This is a genomic window from Mycolicibacterium monacense (assembly GCF_010731575.1).
In the GTDB taxonomy this organism is placed as follows: Bacteria; Actinomycetota; Actinomycetes; order Mycobacteriales; family Mycobacteriaceae; genus Mycobacterium; species Mycobacterium monacense.
The window spans coordinates 5567222-5587067 of the sequence record NZ_AP022617.1 but is presented as its reverse complement, the minus strand read 5'-3'; the positions used below and the strand labels follow the sequence as shown (position 1 = coordinate 5587067).

The 19846-nt window shown below is 70.6% G+C and carries 20 protein-coding genes; 8 read left to right on the top strand and 12 right to left on the bottom strand.

All coding sequences use genetic code 11. The annotated features are described in order from the left end of the window. Positions 1 to 38 precede the first annotated feature (38 nt). The 7 genes from G6N49_RS26805 to ftsH form a co-directional block, all read right to left on the bottom strand. Complete coding sequence (locus G6N49_RS26805) at positions 39 to 1352, bottom strand: DUF6779 domain-containing protein (protein ID WP_179967805.1); 1314 nt, start codon at positions 1350 to 1352, stop codon at positions 39 to 41. Between the two features lie 77 nt (positions 1353 to 1429). After that, complete coding sequence (locus tag G6N49_RS26800; protein WP_011857213.1) at positions 1430 to 1909, bottom strand: DUF3180 domain-containing protein; 480 nt, start codon at positions 1907 to 1909, stop codon at positions 1430 to 1432. Next, positions 1909 to 2439: a 2-amino-4-hydroxy-6-hydroxymethyldihydropteridine diphosphokinase gene (gene folK, locus G6N49_RS26795; RefSeq protein ID WP_011857214.1), complete on the bottom strand. Its 531-nt coding sequence runs from the start codon at positions 2437 to 2439 to the stop codon at positions 1909 to 1911. The genes G6N49_RS26800 and folK overlap by 1 nt, the downstream gene beginning before the upstream one ends. Beyond that, entirely contained in the window at positions 2436 to 2807 is a 372-nt protein-coding gene (gene folB / locus G6N49_RS26790) for a dihydroneopterin aldolase (RefSeq protein WP_011857215.1), read from the bottom strand. The genes folK and folB overlap by 4 nt, the downstream gene beginning before the upstream one ends. Next, positions 2804 to 3631, bottom strand: coding sequence for a dihydropteroate synthase (gene folP / locus G6N49_RS26785; RefSeq protein ID WP_011857216.1), 828 nt, complete (start codon positions 3629 to 3631; stop codon positions 2804 to 2806). Before folP ends, folB begins: the two co-directional genes overlap by 4 nt. Next, complete coding sequence (gene folE, locus G6N49_RS26780; RefSeq protein ID WP_011857217.1) at positions 3628 to 4233, bottom strand: GTP cyclohydrolase I FolE; 606 nt, start codon at positions 4231 to 4233, stop codon at positions 3628 to 3630. Before folE ends, folP begins: the two co-directional genes overlap by 4 nt. Positions 4234 to 4255: 22 nt before the next feature. Continuing rightward, positions 4256 to 6610 (bottom strand): ATP-dependent zinc metalloprotease FtsH, encoded by a 2355-nt coding sequence (ftsH, locus tag G6N49_RS26775; protein ID WP_011857218.1) that lies wholly within the window; start codon positions 6608 to 6610, stop codon positions 4256 to 4258. Positions 6611 to 6841: 231 nt separating this feature from the next. On the opposite strand from ftsH, the gene G6N49_RS26770 reads away from it, so the two are divergent. The 4 genes from G6N49_RS26770 to G6N49_RS26755 are packed head-to-tail and all read left to right on the top strand — an operon-like array spanning position 6842 to position 10716. Continuing rightward, positions 6842 to 7771: an alpha/beta fold hydrolase gene (locus G6N49_RS26770; protein WP_179967804.1), complete on the top strand. Its 930-nt coding sequence runs from the start codon at positions 6842 to 6844 to the stop codon at positions 7769 to 7771. Beyond that, on the top strand, positions 7768 to 8958 hold the full coding sequence (locus G6N49_RS26765) for an LLM class flavin-dependent oxidoreductase (RefSeq protein WP_011857220.1): 1191 nt from the start codon (positions 7768 to 7770) through the stop codon (positions 8956 to 8958). Before G6N49_RS26770 ends, G6N49_RS26765 begins: the two co-directional genes overlap by 4 nt. Continuing rightward, positions 8958 to 9974, top strand: a complete 1017-nt coding sequence (locus G6N49_RS26760; protein WP_011857221.1) for a zinc-binding dehydrogenase — start codon at positions 8958 to 8960, stop codon at positions 9972 to 9974. The genes G6N49_RS26765 and G6N49_RS26760 overlap by 1 nt, the downstream gene beginning before the upstream one ends. A 16-nt stretch (positions 9975 to 9990) precedes the next feature. After that, on the top strand, positions 9991 to 10716 hold the full coding sequence (locus G6N49_RS26755) for an SIMPL domain-containing protein (RefSeq protein ID WP_011562151.1): 726 nt from the start codon (positions 9991 to 9993) through the stop codon (positions 10714 to 10716). Positions 10717 to 10731: 15 nt separating this feature from the next. On the opposite strand, the gene hpt is transcribed toward G6N49_RS26755, so the two are convergent. The 4 genes from hpt to dacB are packed head-to-tail and all read right to left on the bottom strand — an operon-like array spanning position 10732 to position 14769. Beyond that, positions 10732 to 11367 (bottom strand): hypoxanthine phosphoribosyltransferase, encoded by a 636-nt coding sequence (gene hpt / locus G6N49_RS26750; RefSeq protein WP_011562152.1) that lies wholly within the window; start codon positions 11365 to 11367, stop codon positions 10732 to 10734. Beyond that, entirely contained in the window at positions 11364 to 12326 is a 963-nt protein-coding gene (gene tilS, locus G6N49_RS26745) for a tRNA lysidine(34) synthetase TilS (protein ID WP_011857222.1), read from the bottom strand. Before tilS ends, hpt begins: the two co-directional genes overlap by 4 nt. Then, positions 12305 to 13384 carry an Rv3626c family coenzyme F420 biosynthesis-associated protein gene (locus G6N49_RS26740; RefSeq protein ID WP_011857223.1) on the bottom strand — a complete coding sequence of 360 codons (1080 nt, stop codon included), beginning with the start codon at positions 13382 to 13384 and terminating at the stop codon, positions 12305 to 12307. The genes tilS and G6N49_RS26740 overlap by 22 nt, the downstream gene beginning before the upstream one ends. After that, on the bottom strand, positions 13381 to 14769 hold the full coding sequence (gene dacB / locus G6N49_RS26735) for a D-alanyl-D-alanine carboxypeptidase/D-alanyl-D-alanine endopeptidase (protein ID WP_011857224.1): 1389 nt from the start codon (positions 14767 to 14769) through the stop codon (positions 13381 to 13383). Before dacB ends, G6N49_RS26740 begins: the two co-directional genes overlap by 4 nt. 129 nt (positions 14770 to 14898) lie before the next feature. Here dacB and G6N49_RS26730 point away from each other — a divergent pair, with 129 nt between their 5' ends. From G6N49_RS26730 to G6N49_RS26715, 4 genes are all read left to right on the top strand, one after another. Beyond that, on the top strand, positions 14899 to 15387 hold the full coding sequence (locus G6N49_RS26730) for an inorganic diphosphatase (protein ID WP_011857225.1): 489 nt from the start codon (positions 14899 to 14901) through the stop codon (positions 15385 to 15387). Between the two features lie 73 nt (positions 15388 to 15460). After that, the gene (locus G6N49_RS26725) at positions 15461 to 15982 is read left to right on the top strand and encodes a 2-oxo-4-hydroxy-4-carboxy-5-ureidoimidazoline decarboxylase (RefSeq protein ID WP_011857226.1); all 522 of its coding nucleotides are present in this window, start codon (positions 15461 to 15463) and stop codon (positions 15980 to 15982) included. A 22-nt stretch (positions 15983 to 16004) separates the two neighbouring features. Then, positions 16005 to 17015 carry an allantoicase gene (gene alc, locus G6N49_RS26720; RefSeq protein ID WP_011857227.1) on the top strand — a complete coding sequence of 337 codons (1011 nt, stop codon included), beginning with the start codon at positions 16005 to 16007 and terminating at the stop codon, positions 17013 to 17015. Between the two features lies 1 nt (position 17016). Beyond that, positions 17017 to 18213, top strand: coding sequence for a metallophosphoesterase (locus tag G6N49_RS26715; RefSeq protein ID WP_011857228.1), 1197 nt, complete (start codon positions 17017 to 17019; stop codon positions 18211 to 18213). Positions 18214 to 18247: 34 nt separating this feature from the next. On the opposite strand, the gene G6N49_RS26710 is transcribed toward G6N49_RS26715, so the two are convergent. After that, positions 18248 to 19837, bottom strand: coding sequence for an aldehyde dehydrogenase (NADP(+)) (locus G6N49_RS26710; RefSeq protein ID WP_083044865.1), 1590 nt, complete (start codon positions 19835 to 19837; stop codon positions 18248 to 18250). Between the last annotated feature and the right edge of the window lie 9 nt (positions 19838 to 19846).

Genomic DNA, 19846 nt, shown 5'->3' with positions numbered 1-19846 from the left:
CTACAGGTCGGGTACCGGACGGTCGCTAGCAGATTAGCTCACGGCTCGCGGCGCCGACGACCGCCGCCGGTGGGGTTGGCCTGCAGCCGCGCGAGCAGTTCGGCGACGGACTGCCCGCCGGTGTCCTCGAGGCTGCGGCGCCGACGGGCGTGGGCCTCCTCGGCGGTCTCCTGCGGCCCCTGGATGGGCGCGGGCGGCTCGTCCTCGTTGCCGTCACCCGGCGCGGAGTGCTTGCCGTGGCGCGGTTCGGGCGCAGGTCGGGGTTCCTGTGCGCGTCGTCGTCCGACGTACTCCGACGGCGGCTCCTCGGCCACCGGGGCCGTCCAGTGACTGCCCGGGGCGCCCGCGGGGATCCACTGCCCTTCGGCGGGCACCGGCTGCCAACCGCCGACCGGCTCGGGTTCGGGCTCGGGTGTCGGAGTGGGCCGATCCCATGAGGTCGGCGCCTCCGAAAGCCGGGAGATGCCCGGATCGGTGTCCAGGTCGGCGTCGGACTCGGGCTCCGAGAGCGGCTCCGGCTCGGTCTCGGTCTCGGGCTCGGGCTCTGGGGTTGGCTCGGGGGGCGGCTCGGGAGTCGGGGCGGCCCAGGCCGGTGCCTCGGCCACCGGGGGCGCCTCCTCGGCGCGGCGCCGCCGACGACGTGGCGGCTCCTCGGTGTGCGGTTCGGCTTCCGAGGGCCTGCGGTGCGCGCCACCGAATCCCGGCGGCGGCACGAGATCCGGTTCGGGCGGCTGCGGTTCGGCGGGCACGTCGATGATCGGGCTTTCCTCGGTGCGCGACTCGCTCTCGTCGACCTCGGCGTCGCGCAACATCTCGTCGAGCCTGCTGCTGCTCACCCGGCCGGTGGTCTCGTTGTCCGGTGCCCAGTCGCTGTAGGCGCGCACGGTGGTGCGGTCGTGTTCGAGCGCCGGCCGGTGGGCCAGGTCGGCGTCGAAGAGGATCTCCAGGTTGGTCCGCAGCGCTGCGAGCTCTGCGCGCAGCGCGGCCACCTCGTCGGCGGCCTGGGCCTGCAGTTCGTTCGCCAGCTCGCGGCGCAGCTGCGTCTCCACCGTCAACTCGTATTCGCGGCGCGCCGAGATCTCGCGGTCGAGTTGGAGGTCGTAGACGAGTTTGAGATCGCGCGCCTTGGCCTGGTCGTGATCGCTTTGCCGCCGATAGATGACCGAGACGAACGCCGCGGCCACCGCCGCCCACAACGCCAGGATGACAGCGAGTTTGAGCAATTCCACCCGGTTGGTGAACACCAGCGCAGAACTTGCCACGATCGCCAGGACCAGCAACACTGTCAGCAGCATCCAGCCCGGCCTGCGATTGCCGCGCCGAGCGCGCGGACCGCGGGGCAGGACAGTCATGGGCCGACTGTACCCGCCACAGGTCATCGAGCGTGTCGACCCGCGCGGCGATTCCACCACCCGCGTCGCGGAGGCGTTCAGTCCGACGACGGGTCGGGATCCTCGGGCGGTTCGGGCGGGGACTTGCAGCAATTCTGCAGCCACAGACCGGCGATCGTCAGCGCCAGTGCGCTGGCCGCCGCGATCACCACACCCGGGACGTCCTCACCGGCCGCCCGCAATGCGCCGCGCTGCGGCAGGACCTGCACCAGGACCCCCGCCCACCAGCCCAGGACCGGGGCGCCCACCCATGCCGACGCCTTCGCGATGACGACCGAGCGGGCCACCGCGAGCGGATGCAGCCGGCCGGGACCGTCGCCGATCTCGCCGTCGCGGATCTTGTTGCGCACGTTGACACCCCACGCCGCGATCGCGACGGCGACGCCGAGCAGCGAGAGTCCGGTCCACAGGCTGATCGGCGGGAAGTACCGCGGGTAGGCCAGCAGCGCGGCGAGATATCCGACGATGCCTGCGATGAGCACCGCGGCCGCCAGGTCGCGTTTCCGGGTGGGCCCCATCAGTCGGCCGCGATCTCCGTGCGCAGGGCCAGGTCGGTGCGCCGCACACCCGCGCGCTCGGCGGGGTCGAGTTCCTCCAGCCACAGCGAGACCGGCCGCGTCGTGTCCGCCACCGTCAGCGTCGCCTCCGGTTCGGCCGCCAGCCACGGCATCAGGACGAACGCCCGCAGATGTGCGTACGGATGCGGCAGCGTGAGCTCCGCAGTCGCGGAACGCACTTCGGTGTCCCCGTCGTGGCAGGTGACGATGTCGACGTCGAGGGTGCGGGGCCCCCACCGCTGTCCGCGGACCCGGTCGGCCTCCTGCTCCAACTGCTGACCGCGGCGCAGCCAGCCGTGGCAGTCGAGGTCGGGGTCGTCGGCGATCAGCACCGCGTTGAGGAAGGCGCCCTGTTCGACACCGCCCCACGCCGCGGTCTCGTACACCGGCGACACCGCGCGCACGGCCTCCCCGAGACCGTCGACGACGGACTGCAGGCGTGCCAGACGGTCACCCACATTCGACCCGATGGACAACACGACTTTTGTCATCGGTGCTCCTCGCGCGTCCTGCGCGCAACCACGGCGACGTCCGCGAAGGTCAGCGGGATCGGCGCCTCCGGTTTGTGCACGACCACCTCGACGGCCTCGATGCGTTGATCCTTCATCACATCGTCGGCGATCTCCGCCGCGACGGTCTCGATGAGATCGCGCGGCGGACCCGCCACGATGCCGGCCGCCCGCTGCGCCAGACCGCCGTAGTCCACGGTGTCCGCGAGGTCGTCGCTGGCCGCCGCAGGCGCCAAATCCAGCCACACGGTCAGGTCGATCACGAAGTCCTGCCCGTCGCGGCGCTCATGGTCGAAGACGCCGTGGTTGCCACGCACGGTCAGCCCGCGCAACTCGATCCGGTCGCTCACTCCCCACCTCGCTCCCACGCCCCCACCACTTTGATGGCATCCACCGAGGCGCGCACGTCGTGCACGCGCACACCCCACGCACCGTGCAGCGCGGCCAGCGCGGAGATCACCGCGGTGGCCGTCTCCCGGCCGTCGGGGGGACGCACCGCACCGTAGGCGTCGGCGAGCAGCGCACCGAGGAAACGTTTGCGTGACGCTCCCACCAGCACCGGGATCTCCGTCGCCACCAGCTCGGGCAGTGCGTGCAGCAGTGCCCAATTGTGTTGTCCGGTCTTGGCGAATCCGAGGCCCGGGTCGATGATCAGGTTCATCGGGTCCACGCCCGCGGCGACCGCGGCGTCCACACTGGCCAGCAGTTCCGTACGCACCTCGCCGACCACGTCGTCGTATACGGGCACCTGGTGCGGGCGTTCGGCGGCGACCGACCGCCAGTGCATGAGGATCCACGGCACCCGGGCGTCGGCGACCACCCGCGCCATGTCGGGGTCGGCCCTGCCGCCGGATACGTCGTTGACGATCGCGGCGCCGTGTTCCAGGGCGGCGCTCGCCACCCGGGCGCGCATCGTGTCGATGCTGACCGTGATGCCGGCCGCGGCGAGCGCCTCGACCACCGGGATGATGCGGGCCGCTTCGACCTCGGGATCGACCCGGGTGGCGCCGGGCCGGGTGGACTCACCACCGACGTCGATGATCGCCGCCCCCTCGGCCGCCAGCGCCATACCGTGTGCGACGGCGTGACCCGGGTCGAGGAACTGGCCCCCGTCGGAGAAGGAGTCGTCGGTGACGTTGACGACCCCCATCACCTGGACCGCGGTGGCGCTCACTTGCGCAAGATCAGATCCAGCGCCTCGGCCCGCGAAGCTTTGTCGGTCTTGAACTGACCGCGGACCGCGGAGGTGGTGGTGGTGGCGCCGGGTTTGCGGATCCCGCGCATGGCCATGCAGAGGTGCTCGGCTTCCATCACCACGATCACCCCGCGCGGGTCGAGTTTGCGCATCAGCGCGTCGGCGACCTGGGCGGTCAGCCGCTCCTGCACCTGCGGGCGCTTCGCGTACAGGTCGACCACCCGCGCGAGCTTCGACAACCCCGTCACCCGGCCGTCGACGCCCGGGATGTACCCCACGTGCGCCACCCCGTGGAACGCCACGAGGTGGTGTTCGCACGTGGAGTACATCGGGATGTCCTTGACCAGCACCATCTCGTCGTGCTGCTCGTCGAACGTCGTGTTGAGGACGTCGTCGGGATCGGTGTAGAGCCCCGCGAACATCTCCCGGTAGGCCCGCGCCACCCGGGCCGGGGTGTCCACCAGCCCGTGCCGGTCCGGATCCTCCCCGATCGCGATCAGCAGTTCACGCACCGCCGCCTCCGCACGCGGCTGGTCGAAATCGGCGATCTTGACCAAGGCCGAATCGTACGACCGCGTCATCGAGGCCTCCCTTGTGAAGTTGTCAGTGCTGCGCAGGCGGGTTCGGACGGTCACCGGGACGGTCGCCGTCGCGGCCCCGCTCCTGCTGCGGGTCGCGTGGCGGATTGGCACCCCCCTGCGGCCCGTGACCGGGCTGCGGGTAGTGCTGCTGGTACGGCGGGTAGGGCTGCTGCTGCCGCGGCGGCTCGCCCCAGCCCGGGTTCGGCGAGGGCGGCGGATACCAGTAGCCGCCCTGCTGGCCCGACGGCTGCTGCTGCGGCGGCCAGCCCGGCGCATGCCAGCCGGCGGGCGCACCGTAGTCGGGCTGCGTCGCACCGTTGGGCGCCCCGTTCGGGGAGCCGTTGGCACCGCTGGATCCGTTCGCGCCGTTGCTGCGGGCGGCGGCTTCCTCGGCGGCCTTGCTGGCCGCCGCGATCGCCGCCTTGAACGCGGGTTCGGGCTTGGGCTGCGGCCACTCCTCGCCGCGCTCGATCGCCAGTTCGCCCGGCGTCTTGATGGGCGGCTTGTCCGACGGCACGCGGCCACCGAAGTCGTCGAACATCGTCAGGCGCGGGCGCTTCTTGACGTCGCCGAAGATCGCCTCGAGTTCGACGCGGTGCAGGGTCTCCTTCTCTAGGAGCTCACCGGCGAGGGTGTCGAGGATGTCGCGGTACTCGGTGAGGATCTCCCACGCCTCGGTGTGAGCGGCCTCGATGAGCTTGCGCACCTCGTCGTCGATGATCTGCGCGACCTCGTGGCTGTAGTCCGACGAGGTGCCCATCGTGCGGCCGAGGAACGGGTCGCCGTGTTCGGTGCCGTACCGCACCGCCCCGAGCTTGCTGCTCATGCCGTACTCGGTGACCATCGCCCGCGCGATCTTGGTGGCCTGCTGGATGTCGGACACCGCGCCGGTGGTCGGTTCGCGGAACACGAGCTCCTCGGCGGCGCGGCCACCCATGGCGAACACCAGCCGGGAGATCATCTCCGAGCGGGTCATCAGACCCTTGTCGTCCTCGGGGACGGCGACCGCGTGGCCGCCGGTGCGGCCGCGGGCCAGGATCGTCACCTTGTAGATGGGCTCGATGTCGGGCATCGCCCAGGCGGCCAGCGTGTGGCCACCCTCGTGGTAGGCGGTGATCTTCTTCTCGTGCTCGCTGATGATGCGGCTCTTGCGGCGGGGTCCGCCGACCACCCGGTCGACGGCCTCCTCGAGCGCGAGACCCGTGATGACAGTGCCGTTCTCGCGGGCAGTGAGCAGCGCGGCCTCGTTGATGACGTTGGCCAGGTCGGCGCCGGACATGCCGACGGTGCGCTTGGCCAGCCCGTCGAGGTCGGCGTCACCGGCCATCGGCTTGCCCTGCGAGTGCACCTTGAGCACGGCGCGGCGGCCGGCGAGGTCGGGGCTGGTGACCGGGATCTGCCGGTCGAAGCGGCCCGGGCGCAGCAGCGCCGGGTCGAGGATGTCGGGCCGGTTGGTGGCCGCGATGAGGATGACGCCCTGGCGGTCGCCGAATCCGTCCATCTCGACGAGCAGCTGGTTCAGCGTCTGCTCGCGTTCGTCGTGGCCGCCGCCCATGCCGGCGCCGCGCTGGCGGCCGACCGCGTCGATCTCGTCGACGAAGATGATGGAGGGGCTGTTCTGCTTGGCCTGTTCGAACATGTCGCGCACTCGAGAGGCCCCGACGCCGACGAACATCTCGACGAAGTCCGAACCGGAGATCGTGAAGAACGGGACACCCGCTTCACCGGCGACCGCACGCGCGAGCAGCGTCTTACCGGTTCCGGGCGGACCGTAGAGCAACACGCCCTTGGGGATCTTCGCGCCCAGCGCCTGGTAGCGCGACGGGTTCTGCAGGAAGTCCTTGATCTCGTAGAGCTCTTCGACCGCCTCGTCCGCACCCGCGACGTCGGCGAAGGTGGTCTTGGGCATGTCCTTGGAGAGTTGCTTGGCCTTGGACTTGCCGAAGCCGAAGCCCATCCGGCCGCCGGTCTGCATGCGGGAGAAGAAGACGAACAGCGCGACCAGCAGCAGCAGCGGGAGCATGTAGATGAGGAGTGACCCCAGCACGCTGCCCTGGTTGACGACCGTGTTGATCTTGACGTTCTTGTCCTGCAGCGATTCGAACAGCGTGACCGCGTACCCGGTCGGGTACTTCGTGAGGATCTTGTCGCTGTCCTCGGTCTCGCCGTTGCCGCTCTTCAGTTCGAGCCGCAGCTGCTGTTCACGATCGTCGATCTGGGCGCTCTTGACGTTGTCGCTGTTGATCTGCGAGATCGCCACCGAGGTGTCGACGGGCTTGAATCCACGGGTGTCGTCACTGAAATAAAAGAACGACCAGCCCAGCAACAACACGACCGCGATCACGATCAGCGTGCGGATCACATTTTTCCGGTTCATCTTCTCCTAGGCCCGCGACGGTGCGCCGGGCCACGTCCTTCCGATACGTGCAGCTGGGATTAGTTCAGGCTACCGCTAGACCAACGTGCGGTTGTTCCCGACGTTGAGCGCCGTCCTCCCGTACCGCCTACCGGCGTGGCCGTCGTGCCCGGCGAACCGGCCGCCACAAAACTGGACACGGCCGTCTCCAAACGACTTCCGCAGCGGGGACCCGTGTGCTTGGGTGAGACCGTGATCACCCCGACCGAACGGTTAGTCGGCACCAACGGTGTACGCCTGCGCGTCGTGGAGGCCGGTGAGCGCGGAGCGCCCGTCGTCGTGCTCGCCCACGGCTTCCCGGAACTGGCCTACTCGTGGCGGCATCAGATCCCGGTGCTGGCCGAGGCCGGTTACCACGTCATCGCCCCGGATCAGCGCGGTTACGGCGAGTCCAGCCGACCCGAGGCCGTCACCGACTACGACATCGTCGCGCTGACCGGGGACCTCGCCGGTCTGCTCGACGACGTCGGCGCACAGCGCGCGGTGGTGGTCGGACACGACTGGGGCTCCCCGGTCGTCACCAACTTCGCGCTGCTGTACCCCGACCGGGTGGCGGGGATGGTCAACCTGAGCGTGCCGCCGGTTCCTCGTGCCTCGGACCCGCCGACGCAGATCTGGCGCAAGACCTTCGGCGACCACTTCTTCTACATCCTCTACTTCCAGGAGCCCGGGGTGGCCGACGCCGACCTCGGCCGCGACCCCCGGCAGTCCCTGCAGCGCATGCTGGCGCTCGAGGGCTTCAGCGCCCCGGCGCCCGACCTGGCCGACAATCCGCTGCCGCCGCTGCCGGAGTGGATGAGCCAGGAGGAGTTCGACCAGTACGCCGACGTGTTCACCCGCACCGGCTTCACCGGCGGGCTGAACTGGTACCGCAACTTCGACCGGAACTGGGAGCTGACCGCCACCACACCCGCCGCCACCATCACGGTTCCGACGCTGTTCATCGCCGGCAGCGCGGACCCGGTACTGAGCTTCACCCCACGCCACCGGGTGACCGACCTCGTCACCGGCGAGTACCGCGAGGTGCTGCTCGACGGTGCAGGCCACTGGCTCCAGCAGGAGCGGCCCGACGAGGTCAACGCGTTGTTGCTGGAGCATCTGGCCGGATTGGAGCTGACATGAGCCGCACACCGCTGAACTTCGGCGTCTTCATCACACCGTTCCACCCGGTGGGCCAATCCCCCACCGTCGCATTGGAATACGACCTCGAGCGGGTGGTGCGGCTGGACCGGCTCGGCTTCGACGAGGCGTGGTTCGGCGAACACCATTCGGGCGGTTACGAACTCATCGCCTGCCCGGAGGTCTTCATCGCCACGGCCGCCGAACGGACCAGACACATCCGCCTCGGCACCGGCGTGGTGTCGCTGCCCTACCACCATCCGCTCATGGTGGCCGACCGGTGGGTGCTGCTCGACCACCTCACCCGTGGCCGCGTCATGTTCGGCACCGGCCCGGGCGCGCTGCCGTCGGACGCCTACATGATGGGCATCGACCCGGTCGAGCAGCGCCGCATGATGCAGGAGTCGCTCGAGGCGATCCTCGCGCTGTTCCGCGCGGAACCCGAGGAACGCATCACCCGCGAGACCGACTGGTTCACCCTGCGCGACGCCCAACTTCACATCCGGCCCTACACGTGGCCGTACCCCGAGATCTCCACCGCCGCGATGATCTCCCCGTCCGGACCACGACTGGCCGGTGCACTCGGCACGTCGCTGCTGTCACTGTCGATGTCGGTGCCGGGTGGATTCGCGGCACTGGAGTCGACGTGGCAGATCGTCGTCGACCAGGCGGCGAAATCGGGCCGCCCCGAACCCGAACGGGACAACTGGCGGGTGCTGTCGATCATGCACCTGGCCGACACGCGAGAGCAGGCGATCGACGACTGCACGTACGGACTGGCCGATTTCGCCAACTACTTCGGTGCGGCCGGCTTCGTCCCACTGTCCAACAGCGTCGAGGGGGACCGCTCGCCGCGGGAGTTCGTGGCCGAGTACGCCGCACAGGGGAACTGCTGTATCGGCACGCCCGACGACGCCATCGCCTACATCGACGACCTGCTCGAGAAGTCCGGCGGGTTCGGGACACTGCTGTTGCTCGGCCACGACTGGGCGTCCCCGGAGGCCACCTACCACTCCTACGATCTGTTCGCGCGAAAGGTGATGCCGCACTTCAAGGGTCAGCTCACCGCCCCTCGCGCCTCGCACGACTGGGCCAAGGGTATGCGCGACCAGTTGCTCGGCCGGGCCGGCGACGCGATCGTCAAGGCGATCACCGAACACACTGACGAGTTGAAGACGGACCCGCGGTAGTGCGCGCGTCGGTGCTGCGCGGCGGCCGGATGGTGTTGCGTGACGATGTGCCCGAACCGGTACCCGGGCCGGGGCAGGTGCTGGTCGCGGTGAAGGCGTGCGGCATCTGCGGATCCGATCTGCACTTCGCCGCCCACGGCGACGACGCGCTGGCCGCGGGTGCGCAGATGGAGGGCATGCCCCAGCTGGGCGATACCGTCGACCTGTCCGCCGACGTGTTCATGGGCCACGAGATCGCCGCGGAGGTGCTCGAAGCCGGTCCGGAGACCGACGCTCCGCCACCGGGTACCGTCGTGACGTCGATCCCGGCGCTGATCTCGCAGACCGGTGTCGTTCCGATCGTGTACTCCAACAGCGTCATCGGCGGATACGCCGAACGCATGCTGCTGTCGGCGCCGCTGCTGCTGCCCGTGCCGAACGGGCTCGATCCCCGGCACGCCGCGCTGACCGAACCGATGGCGGTGGGCCTGCACGCGGTGAACAGGTCCGCGATCACCCCTGCCGAATCCGCGCTCGTGATCGGATGCGGGCCGATCGGCATGGCGATCATCGCCGCGCTGCGGTTGCGCGGCGTCGAACATGTTGTCGCAGCGGACTTCTCGCAGACCCGACGCCGGCTTGCGCAGACCATGGGCGCGCACGAGACCGTCGACCCGGCGCAGCGGTCCCCGTTCGAGGTCGCCGCGCCCGCGGTGGTGTTCGAGGCCGTCGGCGCCCCGGGCATCCTCAACGACGTCATGCGCCGCGCACCGGCCCACACCCGCGTGGTGGTGGCCGGGGTGTGCATGGAACCCGACACCGTGATGCCGTTCTACGGCGCCCCGAAGGAACTCAGCATCCAGTTCGTGTTCGCCTATGACGGGGGCGAGTTCGCGGAGACGTTGCGGGCCATCGCCGAAGGCGCGATCGACGTCGCACCGCTGATCACCGGGGAGGTCGGTCTCGACGGGGTGGGCGACGCCTTCGCCACGCTGTCGCGCCCCGACGAGCAATGCAAGATCTTGGTCACGCCCTGACGGTAGGGTGCCTGGCATGCCGATCTCTGCGCGCGCGAAGACCCGGTTGCTCACCTTCGTCGCGGCGGGTGTGACGGTGGCCGGGGTGGCCGGGTGTGACGCCACGTCCGGCCCGGCCGCGAGCGGGTCCGCCGAGACCCGGCAGGTCACCGTCGTGGGATCCGGTGAGGTGCAGGGCGCCCCGGACACGCTGACCGCGGGCGTCGCGATGGAGGCGATCGCCGCGGACGTGACGGGGGCGATGAACCAGTCCGGCGAACGCCAGCAGGCCGTGATCAACGCACTCGTCGACGCCGGCATCGCCCGCGAGGACATCAGCACCACCCAGGTCAGCCTGCAACCGCAGTTCGGCGCCGACGGGACCGACATCATCGGTTACCGCGCCAGCAACTCGATCGACGTCAAGATCCGCGACCTGAGCGCGGCGTCGCAGGCGCTGGCGCTGATCGTCAGCACCGGCGGCGACGCCACCCGGATCAACTCGGTCAACTATTCGATCGAAGACGATTCGCAGCTGATCCGCGACGCGCGGGCCCGCGCCTTCGAGGACGCCAAGAACCGCGCCGAGCAGTACGCCCAGCTGTCCGGTCTCGACCTCGGCGACGTGGTGTCCATCTCCGAGTCACCCGGTTCCACGCCCCCCACCCCGATGCCCCGTGGGGAGGCCGCCATGGCGGTGCCGCTGGAGCCGGGCCGGCAGACCGTCGGGTTCAGCGTGACCGTGATCTGGGAGCTCGCGTGAGCGGCTGATCGCCGATCAGTCGTGCGTGTAGACCTTCGGTTCCAGCGTGCCGATGTAGGGCAGGTCGCGGTAGCGCTCGGCGTAGTCCAGCCCGTAGCCGACGACGAACTCGTTGGGGATGTCGAAACCGACGTACTCGATGTCGACGTCGGCGCGCACGGCGTCGGGTTTGCGCAGCAGCGTGCACACCCGCAGCGACCGCGGCTGCCGGGTGGCCAGGTTGCGCAGCAGCCACGACAGCGTCAGACCCGAGTCGACGATGTCCTCGACGATCAGCACGTCGCGGTCGTTGATGTCGCGGTCGAGGTCTTTGAGGATGCGCACCACCCCCGACGACGACGTGGACGAGCCGTAGGAGCTGACGGCCATGAACTCGAGCTGGGTGGGCAGCGGGATCGAACGGGCCAGGTCGGTGACGAACATGACGGCGCCCTTGAGCACCGTGACCAGCAGCAGGTCCTGCCCGCTATCCCCGATCGCCGCGCGGTAGGTGTCCGCGATCTGGGCGGCCAATTCGGCCGTCCGGGATTGGATCTGTTCCTCCGACAGCAGCACCGACTTGATGTCGCCCTCGTACAGGTCGGGTGTATGCGCAGGCACGCCCACAGCGTGCCATGCCGTCGGGACCGGAACCAACGCGGCCGCTCTCACACCGGCTCGTGATGCAGGGTCAGCAGCCCGTCGCGGCGTCCCGCGATCAGCCGCTGACGCACCGACGCGGACGGGACCGCCACGCCGCCCTGCCCGTGCCAGGCGCTCACCAGGGCGTCGACCCGCTGGATCTGGGTGTCGGTCAGCCCGCGGGCGCCACCGGCGAGCAGCCAGCTGCGGATCACCCGCCGCCGGATGGCGGCGGGCAGCTCCGCCAGCCGTGCGGTGTCGAGTCCCGCTCCGGTGGTGACCTCGGCCAACGCCGCACCGGCCTGCGCGTCGAGGGTGTCGTTGTCGTCCTGCAGCGCGGCGGCGGTGCGCGCCAGCGCTGCGGCCACTCCCCCGGCGAGGACGTCTTCGAGCAGCGGCAGCACCTCGGTGCGCAGCCGGCTGCGGGTGTAGCGCGGATCGCTGTTGTGCGGATCCACCCACGGATGTAGCCCGAGTTCGGTGCATGCGGCGGCGGTCGCCGCGCGGCGCACCCCCAGCAGGGGGCGGTACCAGGGCGGATCGCACACCCGCATCCCGGCGATCGACCGCGGACCCGAGCCGCGCCCCAGCCCGAGCAGCACCGTCTCCGCCTGGTCGTCGAGGGTGTGGCCGAGCAGCACCGGAGCGCCTCCGTGGGCCGCGCGCAACGCGCCGTAGCGGGCCGTGCGGGCGGCGGCCTCGGGTCCGCCCGAGGTGCCGACGTCGACCCGCAGCACGTGCGCGTCGGGGCAGCCGAGACGCAGCGCTTCGGCACGGGCGGTCTCGGCGACGGCAGCCGAATCCGGTTGCAGCCCATGGTCGACGATCAGGGCGGTGGTGGGCAGGATGTCGGCGGCCACCGCGGTCAGCGCCAGCGAATCGGCTCCGCCGGACAGCGCCACACACCAGCGTTGCGTGCCGGCCAGGTGGCGGCGTGCGAACCGGGCCACCTCGGTGCGCAGCGCGGCTACAGCACGCGGTCGATCCATCGCTGCGGCTCGTCGACTTCTGTTGGCAGCGGCAGGGTTTCGGGTCCGGACCAGACGGTGTTGAACCGCTCCATCCCGACCTTGGCCACGACGTGGTCGACGAACGCCTTACCGCGGGTGTACTGGCTGATCTTGGCGTCGACGCCGAGCAGTGCGCGCAGGATGCGCTGCACGGGCGGCTGTTTGCGCTCGCGCCGCTGGTTGAAGCGGGCGCGGATGGTGGCCACCGACGGCACCACGGCGGGGCCCACCGCGTCCATCACGTGGTCGGCGTGCCCCTCGAGCAGGGTGCCCAGCACCAGCAGCTGGTCGAGTGCGCGCCGCTGCGGTTCGGCCTGCATCGCGCGCATCAGCCCCAGCACCCCGGTCGAGTGCGCGTCGGTGTGCGCGCGCCGGTTGCGCACATAGTCGGCCAGCCGCGCGGCCACCTCGGTGACGTCTTCGCCGGCGTCCTTGGTCAGCATCGCCAGCGCCGACGACATGTGGTCGGCCAGCCACGGGTTGGCGCGGAACTGGACGCGGTGGGTGACCTCGTGCAGGCACACCCACAGCCGGAAGTCGGTGGGCGACACCCGCAGCTGGCGTTCGACCGCGATCACGTTCGGCCACACCAGCAGCAGTTCACCGCTCGGACCATTTCCCGGGTCGCTTCGCTCCTGCCCTCCGGCGGTCGCGAACGGGTCGTACTGGCCGAGGATGCCCGACGACACGAATGCCAGCACCGCTCCGGTTTGCGCGCCGGTGACGCGGCCGGTCAGGAAATTGCTCGGCCGGTCGGTGCCACCGGTCATCGTCCGCATCGACTGTGCCGCGGCCTGGATCCACCCGGGGCGGTCGATGATGCGCGCCTCGGTGACGGCGTTGCCCTCGTTGAGCCCCGTGACCTCGCGTACGGGCAGCTCGGCCTCCCGCGACGCGGTGGCGAGCTGTTCGACGGCCTGGCGGCGGGTGTAGTCGGTGGCGGGCGGACCGGGCCGGACGAGCTTGGCGCCGACGGTGGCCGCGAAGCGCCAGTCCACGGTGCGTCCGACCGTGAGGTCGGCCGACGACGCGCTCATGAGCCGCACCCGCAGGCGCGCAGCGTGGCGGCCAGGGCGTCGAGGGCCGTGCGGCCGGTCGGGCCGGCGTTGTTCGACATCAGCGCGAACGTCAGCACGCGGCCGCGGGCGTCGGTGACGATGCCGGCCAGCGAGTTGGTTCCGGTCAGCGATCCGGTCTTGGCGCGCAGCCATCCGGCGGCCTCGCGCCCCGCGGCGGTGTCGAGGTAGCGGTTGGACAGCGTGCCGCTGCCCCCGGCGATCGGCAGCAGGTCCACCAGCGGGCGCAGTTCGGGATGGTCGTCGCCGGCGGCGGCGGTGATCACGTCATCGAGGGTGCGCGCGGTCAGCCGGTCGTCGACCGACAGGCCGCTGGAGTCGAACAACCGGGCGCCCGTGGTGTCGATGCCGGCCTTGCGCAACTGCGCGAGCACCGCCTTGGCGGCGTCGTCGAAGCTCTGCGGGCGGCCGAGCTGGGCGGCCACTTCCCGACCGATGGCCTCGGCCATCACGTTGTCGGAGAGGTTCATCATCACCCGCAGCCGTTCCATCAGCGGCGGTGACTGCACGGCCGCGATCTGCCTGCCGCCCCGGTACGGGCCGCGTAGCACCGTGACCGCGGCGGGGTCGATGCGCAGCGCGGTGGCCAGCGCGCGCCCGGCGTCGGCGGCCGGGGTGGGTGAGCGCCGCGACTCCTCGCTGACCGGTTGGGTGCGGCCGCCGTCGAGCATGACCGGCACCATCGGCGCGATGTCACCGCCGGGGATGTCCAGCGGGTCCCAGCCGAACGCCATCTCCGGACCGGTGTAGGCGCTGGTGTCCACGGCCACCGCGGTCGGTTCGATCCCGCTGCGCCGCACCTGATCGGCGAGTTCGCCGATGCGGGCGGCGTCCCGGTACCAGCTGTCGGTGCCGCGGGGCGCCGCGGACAGGGTCGGATCGCCACCGCCCTTGAGCACCACCAACCCTGGATCCCGCTTCTGGTCCCCGGCCACCACCGTGGTGGTCAGCCGGGCCTCGCGATCCAGCGTCAGCAGCGCCGCGGCGGCGGTGAGCACCTTGTTGGTCGAGGCGGGCTGCATCGGCACGTCGGCGTGCCGGTCCCACAGCGGGTCGCCGGTCATCGCGTCGGTGACCCGCCCGGCCAGCTCGCCGAGGTTCGGATCCGCCAGCGCGGGGGCGAGCGCGGCGGCCAGACCGGCGTCGGTCGGCATCGGCGCGGATTCGGTGACCGGCACGACGGCCGGGTTCGCGGTCGCGGGGGCGGGCAGGGGTTTGGCGGCCTGGGCATCGGAATTGCGGCCGGTGGTGAACACCGCGGCGACCGCGACGAGGACCGCGACCAGCACCAGCACGGCCAGCCCGACCAGCACGTGGGTCGATCGCCGCCACCGGGTGGGCCGCATAACACTCCTGCTGTCGAATGAGGTGACCGAACCACCCCGCCAACAGCAGCGTATCGCTCGTTTACTGTGGACCCGCGTCGTCGTCACCCGACGACCCCGGTGCGTACACAGACGAAGGAGCCGACTGCGGTGGAGTTCGAGGTCGTCATCGAGATCCCCAAGGGGTCACGCAACAAGTACGAGGTCGACCACGAGACCGGCCGGCTCAAACTGGACCGCTACCTCTACACGTCGATGGCCTACCCGACCGACTACGGCTTCATCGAGAACTCGCTCGGCGAGGACGGCGACCCCCTCGACGCGCTGGTACTGCTGCCCGAGTCGGTGTTCCCCGGCTGCATCGTCGACGCCCGTCCGGTGGCGATGTTCCAGATGACCGACGAGGCTGGCGGCGACGACAAGGTGCTCTGCGTACCGGCCGGCGACAAGCGCTGGGACCACATCCAGGACCTCGCCGACGTCCCCGAGCAGGTGCTCGAGGAGGTCAAGCACTTCTTCGTCCACTACAAGGACCTGGAGCCGAACAAGTACGTCAAGGCCGCCGACTGGACCGGCCGCGAGGCGGCCGAGGCCGAGGTGCAGCGGTCCTTCGAACGGTTCAAGGCCGAAGGCCACTAGCCCGGCCACCGAAATTATCGCGCCCGTAACACGGCGTAACGCGGTCGTGGCTTGACGCTCCGATCATGGGCCCATGCTGATGCACCAGGGCATTGGCCTCGCGGCCTACAACGACATGCCGATCCGCCGGGCCGTCCACGCGGTGTACGAATGCTGCTGCAGCGTGTCGCTGGCCGCCGATCTGGCCCGCGACCGGCCCTACGAGAACCACGACGCACTGTTCCGCAAGGCCGATGAGCTGCTCTTCGGCCTGTCCGAGGATTCCATCGACTCGATCCTGCAGGCCTACCCGGACGTCGGCCGCCGCGCCGGCAGCACGAAGTCGGCCGCCGAGCAGTGCGCGGTGTTCGACGAGCGGCCCGAGGTGATGGAGCAGCTGAGCGCGGCCTCCCGCCGCTATCGGGAGCACTTCGGCTTCGGCTTCGTCATGTACGTCAACGGGTACTGCGCACAGGATGTGCTGGCGGCCCTGACCGACCGCCTGCTCAACGACTACGAGACCGAGCGCAAGGTCGTGCGCAACGAACTCGCCAGGATCAACCGGATCCGGCTCGAACGGATGCTCGGCCCCGAAGGCGGCTACCACAACTGGTGAGTTCCTCGCCTACGCTGCGCGGGTGAGCACCGCGCATTCACATTTCCTGGCACTGCCCGATCTGGCCTCCCGCGCGGCCGGCGGCGCCGTCGTATGGGCCGACGACGAACTGTTCGCCGAGAAGGAGAACCTGATCATCCCGGCGGCCGCCGAACACCGGCCTGCGACGTTCGGCCACAAGGGGCAGGTGTACGACGGGTGGGAGACGCGCCGCAGCCGCGGCGCCGACCGGGAATCCTGCGATTCGGCGATCATCCGGCTCGGTGCACCCGGCGTCGTACGCGGCGTGGTCGTGGACACCGCGTGGTTCACCGGCAACTATCCGCCCGAGGTGTCGGTCGAGGCCGCCTACGTTCCCGGCCATCCGTCGATCGAGGAACTGCTCGGCCGGCACTGGACGACGATCGTCGAGCGCAGCCCGGTCGACGGCGACACCCGCAATCCGTTCGAGGTGGCCTCGGGGCGCCGCTGGTCGCACGTGAGGTTGTCGATGTATCCCGACGGCGGTGTGGCCCGGCTTCGTGTGCACGGTGAGGGCCTGCTCGACCCCCAGTTCGCCGAATTACCGCTCGACCTCGCCGCTTTGGAGAACGGTGGCCGAATCACGGGCTGCTCCAACATGTTCTACAGCTCGCCGAACAATCTGCTGCTGCCGGGCACGGCCCGCACCATGGGCGACGGTTGGGAGACCTCGCGGCGCCGCGACGCCGGAAACGACTGGGTGCAGGTGCGATTGGCGGCCAGGGGGGTGTTGAGCTTCGCCGAACTCGACACGTCGTATTTCATCGGCAACGCGCCCGGTTCCGCGCAGCTGAGGGGACGCGACGGTGACGGCGAATGGTTCGACCTGTTGGACGAGGTGGCGTTGCAGCCCGACACCCGGCACCGCTTCCTCATCGCGTCCGAGCGGCCGGTGACCGAAGCGCGCCTCGACGTGTTCCCCGACGGCGGGATGGCGCGGCTGCGCCTGTTCGGCCGGCTCACCGACGACGGCCTGCGCGCCGTCGCCGAGCGGTGGAGCCTCACCGGCTGACATGTTCTTCGTCGTCCTCGCCGCCATCCTCGCGCTCATCCACCTGTACCTGTGGAAGCGGCTGGTCAAAGACACCACCGGCCCGGGGCGCACCCGACGGATCCTCACCGCCGTCCTGCTCGGGCTACTGGCACTGCTGTTCGCGGCCCTGATCCTGCCCAGGGTGATCGGTGTGCGGGAGTCGAGGTGGTTCGCCTGGCCGGGCTACCTGTGGTTCGGCATGGCCGCCTACCTGCTGCTGACACTGCTGGTGCTGGAACCCGTCCGGCCGGCCGTCCGCGCCTGGCTCCGACGGCGGGACCGCACGCGCACCGAGGCCGTCGCGCCGCCCGCGGTCGACACGGCCGCACCGACCTCCGAGGTGAACCGGCGCCTGTTCCTGGCCCGCGCCGGGGCGGCGGCGGCCGGTGCGGCATCGATCGGTCTGGTCGGGTTCAGGGCGGCCACCGCGGTGGGACCGCCTCAGGTGCTCACCGTCCCGGTCCGGCTGCGCCGGCTCGACCCCGCGTTCACCGGATTCCGCATCGCGGTCGTCTCGGACATCCACCTGGGGCCGCTGGCCGGGCGCGCGCACACCGAACGCATCGTGCGGATGATCAACGAGGCCGAACCCGACCTGGTGGCGATCGTCGGCGACCTGGTCGACGGCACCGTCGCCGAACTCGGCGCGGCCGCCGAGCCGCTGCGCGACCTCAGCGCCCCGGACGGCACGTTCTTCGTGACGGGCAATCACGAGTATTTCGTCGAGGATCCGTTGTCGTGGCTGCGGGAGCTGGAACGCCTCGGCGTGCAACCGCTGCGCAACGAACACACCGCGATCCGGCGGGCGGGCGCGGCGTTCGACCTGGCCGGCGTCAACGACCTCGCGGGCGAAAACCATTCCGACGCACCGGACTTCGACCGTGCGCTGACCGGTGTCGACGCGACCCGGCCGACGATACTGCTGGCGCACCAGCCTGTGCTGGTGTCCGAGGCCGCATCGCGCGGGGTCGACCTGCAGCTGTCCGGCCACACCCACGGCGGCCAGATGTGGCCGTTCCACTACGCGGTCAGCGCCGTGCAACCGACGCTCGCCGGACTGTCGACCGTCGCGGACACCCAGCTGTACGTCACCCGGGGCGCGGGTTTCTGGGGTCCGCCGGTACGAATCGGCGCACCCCCGGACATCACCGTGGTGTCCCTGAGTCCGAACGCCTGAAGGCACGTCAGGAAGGTCGTTCGGCGGAGTGTCGTCAGTCTCTGGTGAGTTCCCCGTCGACCCGTCGCCACAGGCGCTCCGGGTTGCCGTCGGCCAGGGCCGTGGGCAGCAGCGCCGCCGGTGCGTTCTGATAGCAGACTTGGCGCAGAAACCGTTCGATCGCCCGGGATCCGACCGATGTGGTGCGCGAATCCGAGGTGGCCGGGAACGGCCCACCGTGCACCATCGCATGGGTCACCTCGACGCCGGTCGGCCAACCGTTGAACACGATCCGGCCCGCTTTCAGTTCGAGAATCGGCAGTAGGGCAGCGGCCTGGTCGTGGTCGGATTCGTCCGCGTGCAGGGTGGCCGTCAACTGTCCGTCGATGCCGGCGGCGACGGTCCTCAGCTCCTCGAAGTCGGCGCAGCGCACGATCAGGCTCGACGCTCCGAAGACCTCCGCCTGCAGCGTCGGCGACCCGAGCAGGCTGACCGCATCGGTGCTGAACAATGCGGCGCGGCAGGACACTGCGGCATCGCCGTCGGCCGAACCGCGGGCGATCAGCGTCGCCTGCCCGGTCAGCGCCTCGACCCCGGCGCGGTAGCTTTCTGCGATCCCCGGGGTCAGCATCGCCGTCGCGGCCGATCCGGCCACCGCCTCGCACGCGGCGTCGATGAAGGCGTCGAGCCCGGGTCCGTCCACCGCGACAATCAGACCAGGGTTGGTGCAGAACTGACCCGACCCCAGCGTGAGCGATTCGACGAACGCCCGCCCGAGGTCGGCCCCACGGACGAGCGCGCCGCCGAGCAGGAACACCGGGTTGACCGCGCTCATCTCCGCGTAGACGGGGATCGGTTCCCTCCGGCGCGCCGCGGCGTCGACGAGCGCCAGCCCACCGGCCCGTGAACCGGTGAACCCGACCGCCTTGACACGCGAATCGGTGACCAGGGTGATGGCGCCGTCCTGCGTGAGATTGAGCAGCGAGAAGGTGCCGGGCGGCAGCCCGGACGCGGCGACCGCGTCGGTGATCACCCGCCCGACCAATTCGGAGGTGCCCGGGTGCGCGTCGTGCGCCTTGACCACGACGGGGCACCCCGCCGCCAGCGCGGATGCCGTATCGCCGCCGGCGACCGAGAAGGCCAGCGGGAAGTTGCTCGCCCCGAAGACGGCGACCGGCCCCAGCGGTACGGCGCGCTGGCGGAGGTCCGGACGGGGCAGCGGGGTGCGATCGGGTTGGGCCGTGTCGATGCGCGCGCCGTTCCAGCTGCCCTCACGCAGCACGGCGGCGAAGAGCCGCAGCTGTCCGGCGGTGCGGCCGAGTTCACCCGTCAGCCGCGCTCGCGGGAGTCCCGATTCGGCGTGCGCGCGGGCGACGAGGTCGTCGGTGATCGCGACGAGACCGTCGGCGATCGCCTCGAGGAGTCGGGCCCGCGCTTCCGCGGGCGTGCTGCGGTACGGCCCGAACGCCGCGGCCGCGGCAGCGCACGCCGCGTCGACGTGTGAGGCGTCCCCGTAGCGGTATCCGGGTCCGAGTTCGATGCCCGCGGTGGGGTCGAAACCGTGGATCTCGGCCCCGACACCGCGCACTGCCGCACCGGCGATGAGCATCTGGCCGATCGGTTGAGTCTGGGACGCCGGAGTCATACGTGCACG